This is a genomic window from Bacillus sp. SA1-12, assembly GCF_000981385.1.
Classification (GTDB): domain Bacteria; phylum Bacillota; class Bacilli; order Bacillales; family Bacillaceae; genus Metabacillus.
Genome location: NZ_LATZ01000139.1, coordinates 1 through 18,836 on the forward strand (window position 1 = coordinate 1; position 18,836 = coordinate 18,836).

An 18,836-nucleotide genomic window follows, 5' to 3' on the forward strand; every position below is an offset into this window, starting at 1 on the left:
GTTTTGTTCTAACCTGCTAGTTAATGCAAGAAAAAAGCAAAGCCTTACTCCTTAATGAAGAAAAGCCTCCGTTAAATTAGTAACAAGCTAATCAGTAGGTTCCTCTATTTCAAAATGAGAATGCCAATTTTCAAAATACTCATTTTTAGCTTCTTTCCAAAACACAACAACTGGGAAACTATGAAAAGTTTCACTTTGAGTTATTTCTTTAATCAATTCTCTGGCAGACGTTTCTCCAAAATCCCTAACAAAAAACTTTTTATCTAAGGGAAATTCCCAAACTTTGAATTTTGTCATTTCTTCATTTGTATAACCTGCTACATCCCGTAACCAATAAACAGCAACCTCTTTACTGTGGCTTATAACAACTTGAACAATGTGAAATTTGAAATCATCCTCTATTGCATAAGCTTTTAATTCTTTGACCTTCTTCATTGTAACTTGTTCTCCCTACATAAGTTTCTTTAACAATTTATGTCCATTATAGTTCACTTTTGTTCTTGAACTCCCTCAGTTTGATACGTTTATCTCTTGAATGCTCACTTATTCGCAGGATTTCATAACCCTTTTTAATTGAATTGACGGGTAAATAAAATGAGTTCAGATTAATTTTGCTTCGTGAAGGCATAGTTAAATAAAGGAGTGAGTTGATACTCCAATACTAGTTAACTCCTAGGTTTAGTAATTTATTCATTTTATTTTAACAAAAAAACGCCAAACAGGCGTTTATTCCATAAAATGTATTCGTTTTGCAGTGCCCTCTTAATAAGGATTGCGTTATTTCATATTTGACATAAAAAGTGACATAAAAAAGACGAGATTTTTCTACTTGTATGTAGGACAAAGCATCCATCTAGTGGATGGACGATCTTGTTAAAAGTATTTATACTCTAGAGATATATTTATACAAAACTTAACATCATGAACAGACCGTACAACTATTGATATATTTTATTGCGATTAAAAAATATCGATGTATGAAGAAGAAAACCGAAAAAGAAAAGACGATTCCCCTAAAGAAACCGTCAAAAGGAATGTGCTATGAGTAAATTATAGTACAAATCATAACAAAATAAGAGTAAAAATTATGGGATAGCTTATTCAAGATCAAGAATCGTGCCCTTTTATGGAGTAAAGATCAAACGAAAAATTCATTGATTGCATGATTTAAAAGCTAAGTGTAAACCTAAACGAAAGTTGACACTTAGGTTTTTATTTATCCTCAAAACATTGGTGTAGATCTATGTGTAATTATATTAAGTTATTTTAAAACTCATTATTCAATTAAAGGGCCATTTAATGGTGCGAAACGTTTCTAACCTAACTTGGGAGTGGTCACATTACCCAGATAAAAGTTAGACAATTCCTTCTGGAATTGAAGGATTATATCGAAGAGTCAAATGAAAGAGTAACGCCTTGAAGGGCTCTCTCTGCGTCGAATAGTACTTGATTTAGTAAGAATGATAGTGTTATAAGCTCGGCAAAGAAGGCGTAAGAATTTACCGTATCAGTTCGGCTGACGAAAGCCTACCCGAGGGGGTGGTGTAAATCATGATGCTTGAGTTGAATGAGTAAGGTGAGAATGCAAAAGAACCTACAGTAAAAGGTTAAGCTGACGAACTTCTGAATGTACGGGTCTAGAATGGCAATACATAGAAATGTGTATATCACCTAATGTGAGGTTAGCAGTGGATGAGTAAGACTGATTAATATGAAAATCCATGATATGTTACAGGCATATGAACGGCTAACAGGCTTACAGGAAGCACCTAAGTTCATTCCATAATAGATATAATTCAACGTTGTAAGCTGATACCGTGGAGGGCTTACTCCCTATGAAGCGTTGGTAAGGAAAGCAATAGTGAGAATAGCTACTGTATAACTTATCTTTGTATCAGTGAAAGTGGTGGCACAGTACCAATGAAATGTCTAATCCACATGGAGGGATAGCCACTAGACTAATGAAGATTCATTTAATTATGCAAGGCAAATCTTTATCGATTAATAAGGTTCTCGTAAGACTAAAAGAGGTTCACCTCCCAAGGGAGGCACCGACTTATTGAAACGGAAGAATTGAAACACAAAAAGTAGTATTACTTGAAAGTGTTGATGATTAAATCGAATTGGATTAGTTGGGGCGCCGTATGCGATGAAAGTCGCACGTACTGGTGCTAGCAGGGGGAAAAGGGGGCGATAACCTCAAACCCTTACCTATCTGTCATGAGTAAGGTTCCAAAATAAAACTGGATATTTATGTTAATATTAGGTGTGAGATTGTCCTTGAAAAATTTATAAAGTTCAGAAGTATGAAAAATGGAAATTTTTAAAATCAAATTAGAATTACATTATATCTTATTTAAGTAACGGTGGGTTTCTCAAATGGTAAATTACAACAATATGAAGGAGATGAATTATGTCATTTGAATCAACATTTAAAAAATATAAACGATTACTAGAAACAATTGATATTGCAAGATATACTGTCAGTTGTAATAATTCTCGTTTTAAGGTAGCTGCTTATAATAGATTGGGTAGTACCAAAGGATACTTAGTATTGCGCGAAGATGGAGAAGTATCTCCAAGAGAGGAGGCAATTCTTCCTTACAAGATGTTTATAGCATTTAATTCTTATATGTTTGCTCTTCATGAACAAGGTCAAGCAGAAAGTAAGAAACCAACTGCTGTCTTTCAGGATACGATAAACCTTTTGGAACAAATTAACCCCTTAGTTCAATCAAGTAAACAAGAGATTGATCTTGTTACACTCATAATAATAGAGTTAGATAAAGGTTATCAAAGAATAAGAGAAATTCATCCGAAAGCCATGAAAATTTACGAAGAAATGATGAATAAATGCTTATTAGATGACAACTTCTTGGGGAATATTAGAGCTCTGATGAAAGAATTTACAAGTCTTCAATATAAGCATTTACATCTTCAAATCAATGCTAGAGAACATTTAATTTTAATAACTAAAGAACTTAACAATGTATTAAAAGATTTATCTGGTGAAGATAAAAAGGCGGCTATAAAAGCAGAGGAAGTATTTAAATTTCTGACGGAAGAAAAGTATCAATCCGGATTGAAAAATAGTTTAATAGAGTTCGAAAAAGACCCTTACGGAAATCAGAAATCTTTTTATAAACAAGCTGATTGGGAACAAGCATTAAGTAAAAATAGTGATGAAAAAAACAATATGGAATTCCAAAAAAAATTACTAGCTCATTTAAGAAATTAAGATACATGCTAAAAAAGTCTATCATTGCTTTTGAAATATGGTGTTATTCCATTGCTAAAGTTCGATAAAAGCGAGCAAGCTAAACATTGGTGTAGATCTATATGGGGCTTGTAACGAAAATAAGCGATCTTGTTATTCATCCTAACCAGAATAACAAGGTCGCTTACGTAACTTGTAATTATCATACAAATCTTTTAAGTATCGAAAATTGACTAACTCTCAAAATAACATCTTTATGGGGATAAAATAACCATACTAGAAAGTCAAACTAGTACCTAGCGTATACATAAAAACTCCTTCGCCTTTCGCTATTCTGGGGGTATCACCCTCTTTTTTTAAATAAGCTATAGCTTGTACTAATTATATAAAATAAGCTCCATGTTAAAAATTCAAAATATTAGAAATATTAAGAAAAATGTATTTTTGTAGAGAAATGATTAATTAACACTTTATTTGTCCTTTCAGCAAATCCTAATCGACTTTCTTTTTGTTATAAAAGTATGAGTTTAGGAAAAACAAATAATAACTACTATAAAATTACATTTTTACTGATTGGATAGTTTTAGGGCTATTACCCCTTTTTTATTACAATACGTTCACAATAGTATTACAACTTTTATATAGTTCTTGTCTAACATGGTAAATCAATTTAGAGTAGGTCTAAAGTATGTATTCTAAAATTAGAAGTAGGGATTGTTCCTGGTTAAATTTCTTATCGTTGAATTGCTGCTTTTAGGGGAGTGTGAACAATGGATCTTCGTGAAATAGACAAAATGATCCAAATGTTAGAGAGGATCGAAAAAGAAATACAAGAAACAAAGAAATCACTTCATTTAATAATTAATACAATAGATAAGTATGACAAGTTTGCATATTTAAAAATATCTTAAATAAATTATGTGACTTTTTTCCAAAGTATCATCTCAACAAATGGCTACACTTACATGTGTGGCCTTTTTATTTGCAAACTTAAGTTGAAATCAGGTTTAAACCTGATTGAAAAGCTTCAGTAAGGTTTCCACACATATGTTGATCAACAATTTCAACACATCAAAGACATTCCCAAAATTTAGAATGTGCATTAAAATATAATAATAATTTAATAGAAAGGTTGAATCCCTATGCGTGAGGTTTATTCAAACATCTTGTTAATTGTGGGGTGGCTATTTTTAACCTTTAGTTTTTATTTATTCTTATTGGCCTTTATAGAAATAAACGCCCTCTATATTGGTGCTTTTCTTCTTATTCTTGGCCTGATTTCTCTATTCGCTTCAAAAAGGATTGGTAATCATTCAGGAAATTTCCTTTCCCTTTATCGGTAAAAAACGCTTCAATTGGGGCGTTTTTTAAAATTACTTAAACCTTATTTTCATAAGTAATAGGGACTAAATCGATCCCCATCTTCTGAGCAGCAAGATAAAGTGTGTATTATCTGTAAGGATCTTTTGTATCCCTCTTAATCGTAATAGGTTCATCTAAGTAGCCTGTCCGTTTAACATGATTCATAGCTTACTGTATTTTTTCAACACTCGGATTAGAATTTAAAAAACCTTCAGTTACAATAATTTGATCCAGTAATATAAATTTCTCTGTTCCCTCTGGTTTCAAAATTTAACTCTCTCCTTATATGTACTATTGACCCTTTTGCAAAAACAGAGATGACCAAGCTATTTAATGTTATATATATTCAAATCGATATAGTAGTATTCCATGTTAAAGTATGATGCCCTTTAAGTATTAATAAGATATTTAGCAATAATGGTGTTTCTTCAATCCTGCCTTTTTATACAAACTTAAGATAAAATCAAGTTTAAACCTGATTAAAGTTTTCAGTAAGGATCTCACATGTGTTTAACATTTCTTGTTGAACTAACGCACCCTTTACTTTAAGTACAATTCTTCACATAAAATTTTTCACAAAAAAGGATTGGTATTCTCCAATCCTTTTTCTTGGTTCTAATTCAACTTTCGTATAATTTCTAACAAACTTGTGATTGAAATTTTGCCCTCTATAGGAGTTGTTATATATTAATCAATATAGTCAAACATGAAATATAGCCCCCAATCTTGATCGTTGGACCATGGATCATAGAACCCACCTTTTATTCCATTCACTGTATATGGGGTAAGTTTTGCACATGACGCACTTCCATCTGATGAAAATAGATTTAATACACCTCGAAGAGAAGACTCTGCTTTTTTATAGTATTCAAGATCGTTAGTTATTTCAGCTAAATTTTGATATACACGTCCCGTATAGGCACTCCAATAATGTGGAAAAGTGTCACCATACAATCTATTTTTCCCAAACCAGTATCCATCCCAATGCCTTATTGCCGTTTCGTAAAGGTGATAGTCAGGTTGAAGACCATTGAAAAGTTCTAATATTTCCACATGTTTTTTTGCTTCATTAAGAAACTTATTATCATCCGTTAATTTATACATTTCTAGTAAAAGATTTGCAGCAGGAGCCACAATGATCTGTTCAAAGTTCACTTCTGATTTGGGATAACTAATCCCATAACGATTTATAGTATTCACATGTTCTTTAAAGTAACTAAAAATTTTGTATCTTTCAGTGTTTAATTTGGCTTCTTCTAGTAAGTTAAGCATTTCAAACATTGGCATCTCAATCGGATAAAAATTAGCTCCACCTTGCTTATAGTATGCCAATAATACTTTAGACATGTCCTTTAAAAATTCTTCGCTCTTCCATGTAAGATATAACTCCTTAAATAGGACAGCCAACCAAGAATAGTTATATAACCGATGAATATCGTTATTTCTTTTTATGTCGTTAAATACGATACCTGTCTCTTCATCATAAAGCTCTCTTCTGATGTAATTGATATACTTTTTTAAGCTTTCTTCCATTTGCACATTCTCATTGTTTCTTAGAAAACGAGCAAGTAATACTCCCATTCCAAATCTTTCTCTGCCCCCGTTATGATCATGGTAGTGAGAGTAATATATTTGATGATCTTCATTATCATAGATTAGGTAGGCACCATCTAGGTGGCTATTAATTTTATGGTACTGTTGCTTATTTACAATAAATTCAGATCTGCTTTGCGTAAGTTTTTTTATATCAGGCAGTACAAGAATCTTTGCTTCCGTCGTAACTCCACTTATTCTTACAGAATAGCAATACTCTCCAGGGAGCAAATTTTCCTCTCTAATTTTCAACATATTTTTTTCTTTATTAAATTCAATTGGCTTTCCGTCTCTAGAAATGTAAACTTCATGGTTTATTAGATTTTTATGGAAAATGATATCTATATTGATTGCTTCATGTTCAAATAAGGTGTAATTTTCAGCTTGTATGTGTATATAGTTGGGATAAGTTAGAAGTATATTATAAAAGTCTTTTTTTCCTTTATGCCAAAATAGTTCCCATTCAATAATATAAGATTCTCCAGGTGCTAATTGAAACGGAGCTACATGTAACAAAAAGTCTCCACGATCATTACTGATTAATGATAAATCACGCTCAACACTATATGAATTTAAACTTCCTTTTGTTAAGATTAATCCTAAATGAGGGGCTTCCCCTCCCATTCTCAATCCCATAACATAACTTACTTCTCCACCACACCATATATGAGCATGACATTTATTCACAGTACAAATATCTGCTGAGTCATAATCATCATTAAAAGTTGTGTAAATTGAGGTATCCCCTAGCTTTGAAAAAATGTCAAACTCTGTATTATTTGTAAACTTGTAAACCTCTTTTAAAGTGTTATGATCAGTTAAACTGCGAATTACAGTTGTATCTATTCCTTTCGGTGCTTTAATAGTTCCCCATAGTTGTGTTCCTTCTACCCAATTCATCTTATATGGGTCATCGTTATGAGATATTGAACTAATGTATTTGTCTTCCTTATATTCAATGGCAAAAGAACTTTCCTTTATATCATCCCAATTTTTTATCTTCATAAAAATCCCCTCATCCCCTCATACTGAAAATCAAACTTCAACATTAACCTTTAATTGAACCATTCATCCTCTTTTTGATTATATTTAAATTATTTTGAGTAATAAATTAAAAATTCGGTTTCTTTTGTTCAAATAACAGCGTACTTTTTATAGTAAGTAGAAATAATATTTAGAAAAATCCTTATTCGCAACAAACCTACTGGTTATCTAAATAAAAAAGCTGCATCGATAGTAGTTGAATCATCAACGTAAGCCCCCGATAGTGGAACAAATATTAGAACAAAAAATAAAGACATTCTCTTCACTTTTCTGCACCGTTAGTTGAAGACGATAAAGAAAAAAGGCTGCCACAGCAACCCATTATCTTCTTCAACTCTTGCATCCTTTACTTGAAGAAGAGTGATACAATAATAAAGCCAATTATGATTACAAGAATAAGAATTCCCGTACCCTTCCAACCTAAGCTTCCAACTAAATCAGCGAGATTTCCACTGTTCGCTTTATTAAAAGCATCGTTCATATTCCCCGTTGGATTGCTTTTTAATTCTTCATGTCTTAATCTCTCTCTTTTTTGTTCAGGAGTTTCTTTGCTATCTTGCACTTCAACACCCCCTGTAAATTACAATCATTCCTATTATATTTTACCACAAATAACCATTATTCTTATTGAACTATTCTGCATCTTTAGTTGAAGAACGAAAAAGAAAAAAGGCTGCCACAGCAACCCATTGTTAAATTCTTGCACCAGATAGTTGAAGAAGACTTTTAAAGAAACGGAATGCTTATTCCCCATATCCCAGCAGCAATACATAAAAGTCCTCCAACAAGAAACAAAATTTTAATGAACCAAAAATTAATTGATACAGGTAATGGAGTTATATGTCTGACACTATCATAAGTCTTGTCGTTAAAGAACCGTTCCCTTGTTGTGTGAAAAAACATATATATTGCAAAAATGCCAACCACCAAAACAAATATACCCGCATAAAAGTCTTTTTCCATTCGATTAACCCCACACAACTTAAATTAATTCCTTCTTTATACAATTCCCAAGCTCATATTGTTTCAACCTTTGTTCAACTATGCTGCCCGTTACTTTAATTAAGAAGAAAAAGCTGCCACAACGACAGCCTTGATCTTCAACTCCTGCACCAGTTAGTTGGAGTAGGATAAAATCTCATTCTCCTGTTAATATCCCTGTAAAAATAATGGTAATAACAAATGCTAACAAAGTAAGTAATACCCTATTAAATAAATGAATAGGCATTAGATGTTCTTTTAGCTTAAAATTTCCATTTAAAACAATGATTAGTATCGCAATATAAATAATTATTGCTATTAAATCAGTGTAAGTATATGGCTTGCTTATGTAACTATCTGAGTAAAACCCTGTTAGGATTATTACAGTAATTAGAATAAACTGGATTACAAAATATTTAATAAGATTCAAATAGCATAAGCTCCTTCTCCTTTTCTCATCGTGTTTCACCATTATTTTAGCTGTAAAAAGCAACTTTGGAAAACAGTAAATATTGAGAAAGCTTCTTCAACAATACTGCCCCGTTAGCACAACAAAAAAAGCTGCCGCAATGGCAGCCCTGCTCTTCAACTCAAGCACCCTTAAGTTATAGAAGCGAGAAAACCTTCCCTGTTTATTTAATCCAATTAGGGATATGAGGACCAAAGTATTTACCTATTTTCTCAACTTCAGTCATTACTTGATTTATTCTTTCTTCAGATAAAAACCAGTTATTCTTAGTTATTTGGGTCCTGTCAATAACAGGTGAAATAAAGAATTCAGTTTCTTTTGGAAACTCCGTCTGATAAGTTAATAAAGCTCTACGAGAATGATATGATTTACAAACTATTATTACTTTATTAGGGTATATCCCTTTATTTCTTAGAACTTCCAACGAAAAACGTGCATTTTGAAAAGTGTTTTGTGCCTATCTTCCTTTAAAATTGCATTTTCAGGCACATCGTTAGCTATGCCAACTTTTTGTAAAAAACCCCATTCAGTAGTTTCTACTTTTGGGTTTACTCCTCCTGATGGAAGTATGTAAGGTGCTAATCCAAGATGATACAAAGAAGCAGCTTTCTCCATTAATTTCTTTTGACTAGCACCAGGAATTAAAATAACATCCGCTGAAGAAATTTCAGTTTCAACAAATATAAAGTTGGTAATGCAATCGAACGGATTAGTCATTATTATTCTTCCTTTACATTTAGGTTAATTTACTTTTCAAAATACACAACATTACCAAGTAAAATCCTTCTTATATTCTCCTGCTTCCTTAATTGAAAAAAAGCGTCCCTGCTTATAACAAGAACATACTCTTTTAGCTTAATGAAGATTATTTTTACAAAACCTTACTACCTCACTATAAGATAAGTCACCACCGAATAAATCTAATGAGCTTCCTATTGTTATATCTAATTTTCTATTGGAAACTTTTAAAAATTTCTCTAAATCTTTTATTGAACGCACGCCACCTGCATATGTAGTTGGAATTTTAACCCACTCAGTTAACTGCTTTACTAAGTCTTCTTCAATTCCAGTACGCTTTCCCTCTACATCAACCGCATGAATCAACAATTCATCACAATACTTCTCTATTTCCCTAATTGTTGATTTATTGATCTCAAAATTACTAAATGTTGTCCATTTATTTGTAACAACAAACCACTTACCGTTCTTTTGTTTACAACTTAAATCAATTACCAGTTTTCCTTTTCCAACTTCATTCACTAATTTATTTAACTTATCTATATTTATATCACCATTATCAAAAATGTAGGATGTCACTATCACATGAGAAGCATACATTCCATTATAAGATTGTTGAAATTGAATTAATCAATACTTAAAATCCAAATTCATCAGGATCAATTGGTTCTGCAAATTGTACCTTATCAGGATTATTTTTAATATCTTCTAATACTTTTTGTGCTAATTGCTCACTGTCTTCACCTTCTAAATGTTGAATTACAGATGGTGTTTTACTTTGTTGAATAGAAAGCTCTTGTTGTCTTTCTTTTTGAATTTCATCAAATGTTCTTTCTTCTGTTGAAACTAAACCACTCAGTGAGAAAATAAGTGTAGCAAGTATTAAACCAAGTCCACTAAATAATTTCATTTACAGGCTCCCAATTTCTTTGATTTTTACAATCACACAAATATACCATTTTTTTCAAGTTTTATAAAGTGTAAACTTGTCTAACTCATCCACTTTTCTTGTTATTTCTGTTGCTTTTAAAAAGGATTATCCATTCAATAATTTTGCCACCAACTTTTCTTTTCTTAAGTAGCAGCAATTTGTTCTTGACTTCACGCCAAAAAGCCAAACCCATATGGATCTCAAGGGTTTGGCTTGTCTGGTAGCTACCAGGCTTTTTCTATTAATCTACCATGTTATCCAGTATTTTGAGAAAGATCATTAGGGGGCTACTTAACTGGAGTAGGGTTTTGTAATGGATCGTCTTGTCCCATTTTTTCTAACCTTTTTTTTGTATACATACTAGTCAATACTAACAATAACAAGGATAAGATTACACATCCGCCTGCTATCCATAACAGCCATGGCATCAAAGCTTCAAAAATGATCTCCATATAAATCCCCCTTATCATTTTTAAAATTAATCTATGTTAGTAAATTCTGGAATAATCGTTAATTTCCTTCTTGATAGGATCAGGAAATGCGTATTAGGGGTACGTATGGTGCTACGCATACTTATAAGCTACCTACATCAGAAACAAAAACAATGGACGTTGTAGGTAAAGACTTCCCAGAAGGGTTCGACGTAGTTATCCCATGCTTACTTGAAGGTTCAGGAATGGTAGATGCGATTGATGCAGCAGCCCAAAATGGACGAATTGTTATGTATGGTTAGAAGAAGCCTTTGAATTACGCAACTCCCGTAAAGGGGATACTATCCACGTTATGATTGATTGTGAAGTAAACTTAGATATGAAAGAATAAGGTGCGATTATATATTATCATGATTTAGAATGTTTCTATTGTACAAAGAATCAAGATTTACAAAACTTGATGACCATTCTTATTGAAGCAACGTGTGCTTTAGTTCAACATGCTAAATTAAAGAAGACGATTTCTAAACTCAAGAAATCGTTTTTTTATGGGGAAAATCTTCTTACCGTTGTAAATCCGAAATTTCCTGACTCTACCCCTACTTATTGTGCATAAAATTTACTTCCTAGATATGCCACTTCTTAATATCGATACTCCTAATAATGTAATCGGAATGACCAAACCCATCGTTCCAAAATAATAAACCATCCATTTAATAAACTCACCAGTATATACAATATTTGGGTAAACAACTATGGAGAGAACAACCAAAATCATACCTAAAGGGAATGACAAAACCTTATAATCCTTTAACTTCAAAGTATGAGCTAAGGACAAAACAGAAGCATAAAAACAAATGGATAATTTAAAAAATATAGAAATAAACCAAATGCTCGCTGTGACAGCTTCAAGTCGTTGCAGAAAATTCCCAATATTAATTTTTTGGGAAAGACTAAAAGTTGGATAGAATTCCCTAGCTGTTATATCTACACCAAGAACCAATATGGAAAATACCGTAAATACAATTAATAGAATTCCTGCTTTAAATGCCCCCGAAAAGAATTTTTTTTCCGCTCCCTTCTTCTTATGTACATAAGGAATAATCATTAGAAAAACAGAAATTTGAAAAAATGGAACGGCGATGAAAGGCAGACTCGCTCGAACTATCGTTTTTACATCGCTCTTAAAAAGAGGTTGTATATTTGTAAATTTAATTTCAGGGGTAAGAGCGATCAACAGTATAAATATCATAATGATTAACAATGGATAAATTATTTCCGCTGCCCGAGCCAACGTTTCAAGTCCTAAACGAATCCCCATGATCACAACAACAATAAAAAGAATTAAGATAGCTTGTATAGGAGTTTCTGGCATAAGGAGCGTTGTTACGAAGTCACCTACATCCCGTAGAACAAAGGCAGATATCATATAAAAATTAAAGAAAAAAGCTAAATTAACTAATTTCCCTATCCATTTTCCTAAAACGACTTCCGTATATTGAGCAAAATTCAAATTAGGATAAAGCTTTGCAACGGAAGTAATCAGTTTAACAACCAACAACCCAATTATTACTCCAAATCCAGCAGCAATCCAAGCATCTTGTTTTGCTTCAGCAGCAAGTGCTGAAGGAATGTAAAGGATAGAACTGCCTATAGTAAATACGAAAACAAATATCTGAAATTGTCTTACTGATATCACACCATTTTCAAGCATACTTATACCTCTTTCGGTAAAGTTGTATCTTTCTAAAATACCCTTAATATTATTAACAATCCTATAAACTATTAAACATTTCCAGCCTCTAAAAAGCTGGTTGAGATAAAAACGGGTTTTCCGGTTAAACCGGATAACTTTTATGATTAGAAATAAAGTTAAATCGTTTTGAAAAAGTTGCTCCGTTTATAAAAAGGTCTCCAAATTAACGTATCTTAGGCGACATATTGCAAAGACATTTATCTAAGTTTAAATTATTAAATTTAGGAAATAATGGATGAAAAAATGATAGTGGGTAGGAAATATGAGATTTTTTAAAAAATCACTTAAAAATCGATCCATGTCTATACAAACCAAACAATTTCAAGATTCGACTATGGGAGATAAGTTAAATAAAAGTCTAAAAGAAAATATAAAAATAGTGAAAGAAGCTCTTGGAAATAGTGATGATATCATCATTCGGGAGATCAGGATTGGAAAAAAGAGGGAGATGAAAGCCGGGATTTTTTATGCCGATGGTTTGACCGATGCTCCTTCTATCCAAAATTTTATCCTTGAATCATTAATGTTGGACATACGAGAAATGGAACTTGACAAAATCGAACATTTAGATGAGAATCCACTGCAACTGTTTAAGGATTCTGTGTTAACCGTTGGAGAATTAAAGGATTTAACTGAATATAGTACACTTTACACATCACTATTAGCTGGCGATGTCATCCTTCTTTTTGATGGTTATTCACAAGGTTTTGCAATTGGAATGAAAGGCGGAAAAGACCGCGGTGTTTCAGAAGCAACCACTGAAAATACCATCAGAGGCCCAAAAGAAGCTTATTCGGAAAGTTTACGAACAAACACAGCATTGTTACGACGGAAAATTAACAATCATAACCTTTGGCTGGAAACGAAAAAGATTGGAACAGTTACAAAAACTGACGTTTCGATTGCATATATAAAAGATATCGCCAATGACAAAGTCGTTCAGGAAGTTCGCAATCGTCTTGATAAAATTAATATTGATGGTATTTTAGATGCAGGATATCTGGAAGAGTTAATACAGGATGATACATACACACCGTTTCCTACTATTTTCCATACAGAACGCCCTGATGTAACTGCTGCTAATTTGCTGGAAGGACGTATAGCTATATTTGTTAACGGAAGCCCACATGCTCTTTTGGTCCCTTCTCTGTTTGTTCAATTTTTTCAGACAGCAGACGATTATTATCAACGTGCAGATATTGTTACACTACTCCGGATCCTTCGTTTTATCGGTTTTTTTATCGCCCTGCTGGGTCCATCATTGTACATCGCCATCACGACTTTTCATCAGGAAATGTTGCCAACACCACTGCTCATTAACCTGGCTGCTCAACGGGAAGGAGTTCCATTTCCAGCCTTTGTTGAAGCACTCATGATGGAAATTACATTTGAAATTTTGCGTGAAGCTGGCGTTCGAATGCCAAGAACCATTGGTCAAGCAGTTTCCATTGTAGGGACATTAGTAATTGGAACAGCTGCCGTTGATGCTGGCATAGTCTCTGCAGCTATGGTTATTGTCGTAGCGATTACGGCGATTTCAAGCTTTATCGTAAGTTCTTTTAATCTTGCTATATCGGTAAGAATGTTACGTTTTATTTTTATGGGATTGGCCGCCTCTTTTGGTTTATTTGGAATCATTGTCGGGTTGACCGCCCTTACCCTTCATTTATGCAGCTTACGTTCATTTGGAATACCTTATTTGTATCCGTTTGCTCCGTTTAATGCGGAAGATCAAAAAGACGCAGTCTTTCGGTTTCCTCGTTGGGCCTTATTTTCACGGCCACGCCTAATCAACCAAAAAAATGTTAAACGGGAAAATACACCTTCACCCAAGCCGGGTTCTAGAAAAAAGGATTAAAGTAAAATATACCAATGAACACTGATCCCTGGTTAATATACGAGAGGGATTAATTATTTAATTTCTGAGTTGAAGAATTGGTTAAAAGTAAGCTAGCCTTCAAAGAATCATTTTTAGGGAGTCACGATATATGGTTTTTTCCATGTTTTTTCTTTTTTGGAAAAGGACTAAGTATTGCAGTGAAATTTGGATGTAAATATTCCTAATCCATTTAATTTGATAACATCAAAATATATTATGCCCAGACCCTAAATAGAAAAAATGAAATTGTTTGAAAGAAGGATCAGAAATGAGAAAAATAAAGGGATTATCTATCCTCATACTTTTACTTTGTCTTTTATCTGGGTGTTGGAACCGTAAAGAATTAAATGATCTTGCCATTGTCGTAGGTATGGGAGTCGACATCTCGAATGATCAATATGTAGTAACCACACAAGTTGTCAATCCTGGTCAGGTTGCTGCAAAACAAGCTGGTGGTCAGAAAGCACCAGTTATACTCTATCAACAAAAAGGAGATACCCTCTTTGAAGCGATTAGAAGAACAACAACTGTTTCCCCTAGAAAACTTTATTTTCCCCATCTTAGAATTCTTGTAATCGGTGAAGAGTTGGCTAAAAAGGGCTTAAAAGATACACTAGATTGGTTGTCAAGGGACCATGATGTTAGAACAGACTTTTACATTGTGGTCGCGAAAGATTCGAAAGCAGAAAATGTGTTAAAAGTAATGACGGCTTTGGAAAATATCCCAGCTAATAAATTGTTTTCATCTCTAGAAGCATCAGAAAAAGCATGGGCACCTTCAATGACTGTTACTTTGGATGAACTAATTCCAGAATTAGCGAGTGAAGGAAAACAGTCACATTTAACAGGATTAAAAATAATAGGAAATCCACACGAGGGAGAAACGATAGAGAATGTTCAAGAAATTGAACCTGCTGTTCAGTTGCAATACAGCAATATAGCCGTTTTTAAAGAGGATAAACTGATAGGATGGTTAAACGAAGGTGAAAGTAAAGGGTTAAACTATATTTTAGGAAATGTTAAAAGTACGATTGGTGAAATGGCTTGTCCAGAAGGTAAAGGGAAAATAGGAGTTGAGGTACTTCGTACAAAATCTGACTTAAAAGCAAAGATTGAAAACGGTTCTCCAAAAGGAACTATTAATATTCAAATTGAAGGGAATATCGGTGACGTTCAATGTAAGAAATTGGATTTATCAAAAACAAAAACAATCTATCAAATAGAGAAAAAGGCAGAAAATGAAGTTAATAAATTGCTTCGAACGACCCTATCCACGGTCCAGGACGATTTTGAAGTTGATATTTTTGGCTTTGGTGAAGCGATTCAAAGATCGAATCCAGATTTTTGGGATAAAAATAAGAAGGATTGGGACAAAAAATTTACCGATATGCCGATAGATTTAAAAATAACTGTCAAGATAAGACGGGTGGGTACTATAGGAAATTCCCCAATTGAAAAAATCAAGTAGTAGTGTTGGTCGGTGCTGAAGGAAAATGAACTATAGGTAAGCTGTCGTTTATAATACCTAACGACCGGATTTAGAAATTTGTGGAATTTCCCGTCCATGTGAAGGTAGATGTCAAAATACGATGAAATAGGTTCAATGGGCCAGTCCTTCCTAAAAGAAGGAAAGGAGTAAATCTGTATGATTGTAATTTTAGGAATCCTTTTGGTAGCTGTAGCGATCGCGCTGATCGAAGTTCCTTCCCTCTTGAAAAAAGGATTTAAAAGAGAACTATGGGTATTTGGGATCCTGCTCCTTTTTGGAGTAGGGCTAAGTATAGCTGAGGGATTGCAAATGAATATCCCGAATCCTTTGGATTGGATCAAAGTTGTTTATATGCCATTTAGTGATTTTCTATACGGATTATTAAAATAGAAAGGAAAGGAGGGAAAGAGATGCTGGAAAACGGAAAAATTAATGGTAAGCAATTTTCAGTATTGGTGTTTATGTTTACGACTGGAAGCTCTCTCTTATTGGCCCCCTCTATGCTTACTTCCGAAGCCAAACAGGATGCTTGGTTAGCTGCAATACTTGGAGTGGTAGTAGGGATTTCATTAACATGGTTATATCAATCTCTAGGGAATTTATATTCCGATATGACTTTGGTTGAATATAGCGAAAAAATACTTGGAAAATGGATAGGAAAAGCCCTCTCTCTTTTGTTTTTTACTTTTTCATTTATCCTGGCAGCACTCGTTCTTCGTAATATCGGGGATTTTATTTCAACGCAAATCATGCCGGAAACACCGATCCAATCCATCCATATTCTGTTTCTTATCATTGTTATGATGGGAACACGCTATGGGCTTGAAACTTTAGCGCGCGCAGGAGAAATTTTATTTCCAGTGTTTATCGTGCTTTTTCTGTTGCTTTTCATTTTTATTTCTCCTCAAATCGAGTTGGAAAAAATACAGCCGATTCTTAAAGAGGGAATAAACCCCGTACTGCGGAGTTCCCTTCTATTTATCGGTTTTCCTTTCCTGGAGCTGGTTATTTTCTTGATGATTTTCCCCTTTGTGAATAAACCAAAAGAAGCTGGAAAGGCCCTTTTCATGGGAACTTGGATGGGCGGATTAATTGTAATCCTGCTGACAGCTCTGGCTATCATGGTTATAGGTGCAGATTACGCAACGAGTAAATTATACCCTAGCTATTTTCTAGCACATAAAATAAACATAGGGAATTTTTTACAGAGGATAGAAGCCATTGTAGCAATCATGTGGTTTATTTCTATCTTTTTTAAACTGACTATTTGCTTTTATGTATCTACTTTAAGCCTTGCCCAGATATTGAACCTAAAAGAGTATCGGATGCTTGTATTTCCTTTAGGGATGATTCTTATTGTTCTTTCCATTATAAGCAGTCCTAATATCGCTTATGGAGTTAATGTTATCCTAAAATTATGGACAACTTATGCTTTAACATTTGGGCTCTTTCTTCCACTGCTTTTGTTAGGAATGGCTGCAGTTCGAAGAAATGTTAAACCTAAAAGTGATAAGAAGGAAGGATAATCTGGGATCCTTATCCTCTTGGGGAACGGGGTTAAGTGTAATTGTAGAATTACAGATTGGTTATCCCTATCCCAAAACCCCTTTATATTCAGGAAACACTTGTTCAAGCACTGCCTGAAATTGGAGCTTTGTTTGTATCATAACGCCAGATATATTTTCATGTTGTCTTGTAAGATTACGAAGGTTTAATAACTGGACGCCACGCTTTTATAGAACAACTCACAGAGTAGATAGGCTTCAATGGAATCTGTCTTTACTTTTCTTAAACTTGATCCTCTAGCCTTATATGAAATCAATAAATATCTACGTTCCCAAGTATTGAACGACTGAAGTTTGATAATGCCCAGTAGCTTCTAATATTACTGAAGGTTTCTTCCCAGCCTCTTCTTTGCATCCTCTAGAAACGATACAAGTGAACTAAGTCCCTCAAGAGTATGATCTATTTTCAACTTCTTACTGTATGGCTTACCTTTATCTGAAATTGCTTAAACCTGACTTTCCCCTTTAGATATATCTAGACCTACGACTGGATTCATTATAAATCTCCTCCTAATCAAGTAATTTGCCAGTAACCCCTAATTCCTCCATGCAGTGTCACAGCTTTGTTTGTTATACGAGATCTACGTCTCAACCATCCTCAATTATGTTTCTACAATTAGGGGGCGAACGTGGGTTAAGCCCCTATACATGCTATTAGGATCTGCTTGTCCACTATTCCCAACTTTTTTAGATTCATTTGTATATCTTTGGAATTTATAGTCAAGAATGGTGAATACAACTAGAAATAGAAGGGAGAAGTATACATGTGGGGCATAGGAAAGCCACGAAGTAAACTAGGAAAGTGGATGGACAGGAATGGATTTGAACAACAAACACTAGCTAAGACAGCAAAGGTTAGTAAAAATACAGTTTCCAAAGTCTGTAATGAAAAAGATTACATTCCAAGACAAGATGTAATGAAAAAGATACTAAAGGCTATACGACAGGTTGAGCCTAATGCTAAAATGAGCGACTTTTGGGATATGTAAATTGCTTGGTAATGAGTTCATCATTTTTTTAGCACCTTTTACTTTTAATCAGTTAAATGAAAATGTAAATAGCATTTTTTATTAAGTTTCTTACCAATTAGCAACAACTCCTCAGTTCATCTATTTTTCCCTTATAATAATAAGCGTTCACAATCCTTTAATTTATTCAAAGTACTACAATTACTACAATAGTATCCTTTTACACTATTATTTAATAAATATTGTTCAATAACATATTCTGTAATTTTTTGAGGCACACCACAGACTTTGCAGAAGAATAAATAACTATCTTTTTTCACTTGCCTCATCTCCTTTTAAATTCCATATCTTGTGTTTCCAACTCGTAAACAATTCTAGATTTTATAAAAGCTATTTCACTTGTTAACCGTTCA

At 33.5% G+C, this 18,836-nt stretch carries 17 protein-coding genes and 2 pseudogenes; 8 read left to right on the forward strand and 11 right to left on the reverse strand.

What is annotated here, in order from left to right:
- Positions 1 to 87: 87 nt before the first annotated feature.
- Positions 88 to 435 (reverse strand): hypothetical protein, encoded by a 348-nt coding sequence (locus WQ54_RS31410; RefSeq protein ID WP_046585870.1) that lies wholly within the window; start codon positions 433 to 435, stop codon positions 88 to 90.
- Between the two features lie 1,978 nt (positions 436 to 2,413).
- Here WQ54_RS31410 and WQ54_RS31415 point away from each other — a divergent pair.
- Together WQ54_RS31415 and WQ54_RS31420 are read left to right on the forward strand one after the other, a co-directional pair.
- Entirely contained in the window at positions 2,414 to 3,238 is an 825-nt protein-coding gene (locus tag WQ54_RS31415; protein ID WP_046590870.1) for a hypothetical protein, read from the forward strand.
- A gap of 749 nt (positions 3,239 to 3,987) precedes the next feature.
- Positions 3,988 to 4,128, forward strand: coding sequence for a DegQ family regulator (locus WQ54_RS31420; RefSeq protein WP_046590872.1), 141 nt, complete (start codon positions 3,988 to 3,990; stop codon positions 4,126 to 4,128).
- Between the two features lie 1,138 nt (positions 4,129 to 5,266).
- Here WQ54_RS31420 and WQ54_RS31430 read toward each other — a convergent pair.
- From WQ54_RS31430 to WQ54_RS34130, 7 genes and pseudogenes are all read right to left on the reverse strand, one after another.
- Complete coding sequence (locus WQ54_RS31430) at positions 5,267 to 7,177, reverse strand: hypothetical protein (protein WP_046590875.1); 1,911 nt, start codon at positions 7,175 to 7,177, stop codon at positions 5,267 to 5,269.
- A 385-nt stretch (positions 7,178 to 7,562) separates the two neighbouring features.
- Positions 7,563 to 7,778: a DUF6366 family protein gene (locus WQ54_RS31435; RefSeq protein WP_046590876.1), complete on the reverse strand. Its 216-nt coding sequence runs from the start codon at positions 7,776 to 7,778 to the stop codon at positions 7,563 to 7,565.
- 164 nt (positions 7,779 to 7,942) lie between these two features.
- Positions 7,943 to 8,179: a hypothetical protein gene (locus tag WQ54_RS31440; protein WP_046590878.1), complete on the reverse strand. Its 237-nt coding sequence runs from the start codon at positions 8,177 to 8,179 to the stop codon at positions 7,943 to 7,945.
- Positions 8,180 to 8,829: 650 nt separating this feature from the next.
- Positions 8,830 to 9,383 (reverse strand): annotated as a pseudogene (locus tag WQ54_RS31450) (YdcF family protein).
- A 138-nt stretch (positions 9,384 to 9,521) separates the two neighbouring features.
- Positions 9,522 to 10,004, reverse strand: coding sequence for a HisA/HisF-related TIM barrel protein (locus WQ54_RS31455; RefSeq protein ID WP_084822402.1), 483 nt, complete (start codon positions 10,002 to 10,004; stop codon positions 9,522 to 9,524).
- A 37-nt stretch (positions 10,005 to 10,041) separates the two neighbouring features.
- Positions 10,042 to 10,314 carry a hypothetical protein gene (locus tag WQ54_RS31460; protein WP_046590882.1) on the reverse strand — a complete coding sequence of 91 codons (273 nt, stop codon included), beginning with the start codon at positions 10,312 to 10,314 and terminating at the stop codon, positions 10,042 to 10,044.
- Positions 10,315 to 10,622: 308 nt separating this feature from the next.
- Positions 10,623 to 10,787: a hypothetical protein gene (locus tag WQ54_RS34130; RefSeq protein WP_156177993.1), complete on the reverse strand. Its 165-nt coding sequence runs from the start codon at positions 10,785 to 10,787 to the stop codon at positions 10,623 to 10,625.
- A gap of 86 nt (positions 10,788 to 10,873) precedes the next feature.
- On the opposite strand from WQ54_RS34130, the gene WQ54_RS31465 reads away from it, so the two are divergent.
- The gene (locus WQ54_RS31465) at positions 10,874 to 11,068 is read left to right on the forward strand and encodes a hypothetical protein (protein WP_046590884.1); all 195 of its coding nucleotides are present in this window, start codon (positions 10,874 to 10,876) and stop codon (positions 11,066 to 11,068) included.
- 317 nt (positions 11,069 to 11,385) lie between these two features.
- Here WQ54_RS31465 and WQ54_RS31470 read toward each other — a convergent pair whose 3' ends face one another.
- Positions 11,386 to 12,480: an endospore germination permease gene (locus tag WQ54_RS31470; RefSeq protein ID WP_046590886.1), complete on the reverse strand. Its 1,095-nt coding sequence runs from the start codon at positions 12,478 to 12,480 to the stop codon at positions 11,386 to 11,388.
- A 304-nt stretch (positions 12,481 to 12,784) separates the two neighbouring features.
- On the opposite strand from WQ54_RS31470, the gene WQ54_RS31475 reads away from it, so the two are divergent.
- The 4 genes from WQ54_RS31475 (at position 12,785) to WQ54_RS31490 (ending at position 17,416) form a co-directional block, all read left to right on the forward strand.
- Positions 12,785 to 14,380, forward strand: a complete 1,596-nt coding sequence (locus WQ54_RS31475) for a spore germination protein (RefSeq protein WP_046590888.1) — start codon at positions 12,785 to 12,787, stop codon at positions 14,378 to 14,380.
- Between the two features lie 289 nt (positions 14,381 to 14,669).
- Positions 14,670 to 15,869 carry a Ger(x)C family spore germination protein gene (locus tag WQ54_RS31480; protein ID WP_084822403.1) on the forward strand — a complete coding sequence of 400 codons (1,200 nt, stop codon included), beginning with the start codon at positions 14,670 to 14,672 and terminating at the stop codon, positions 15,867 to 15,869.
- Between the two features lie 177 nt (positions 15,870 to 16,046).
- Positions 16,047 to 16,280, forward strand: coding sequence for a hypothetical protein (locus WQ54_RS31485; protein WP_046590890.1), 234 nt, complete (start codon positions 16,047 to 16,049; stop codon positions 16,278 to 16,280).
- Positions 16,281 to 16,300: 20 nt separating this feature from the next.
- On the forward strand, positions 16,301 to 17,416 hold the full coding sequence (locus tag WQ54_RS31490) for an endospore germination permease (protein ID WP_046590892.1): 1,116 nt from the start codon (positions 16,301 to 16,303) through the stop codon (positions 17,414 to 17,416).
- A gap of 69 nt (positions 17,417 to 17,485) precedes the next feature.
- Here the strand turns inward: WQ54_RS31490 and WQ54_RS35140 are convergent.
- Positions 17,486 to 17,898: pseudogene (locus tag WQ54_RS35140) on the reverse strand (transposase); the annotation flags it as partial.
- 321 nt (positions 17,899 to 18,219) lie between these two features.
- Here WQ54_RS35140 and WQ54_RS31495 point away from each other — a divergent pair.
- Positions 18,220 to 18,444 (forward strand): helix-turn-helix domain-containing protein, encoded by a 225-nt coding sequence (locus WQ54_RS31495; RefSeq protein ID WP_046590894.1) that lies wholly within the window; start codon positions 18,220 to 18,222, stop codon positions 18,442 to 18,444.
- A gap of 131 nt (positions 18,445 to 18,575) precedes the next feature.
- On the opposite strand, the gene WQ54_RS34135 is transcribed toward WQ54_RS31495, so the two are convergent.
- Positions 18,576 to 18,743 (reverse strand): hypothetical protein, encoded by a 168-nt coding sequence (locus WQ54_RS34135; RefSeq protein ID WP_156178298.1) that lies wholly within the window; start codon positions 18,741 to 18,743, stop codon positions 18,576 to 18,578.
- Positions 18,744 to 18,836 lie beyond the last annotated feature (93 nt).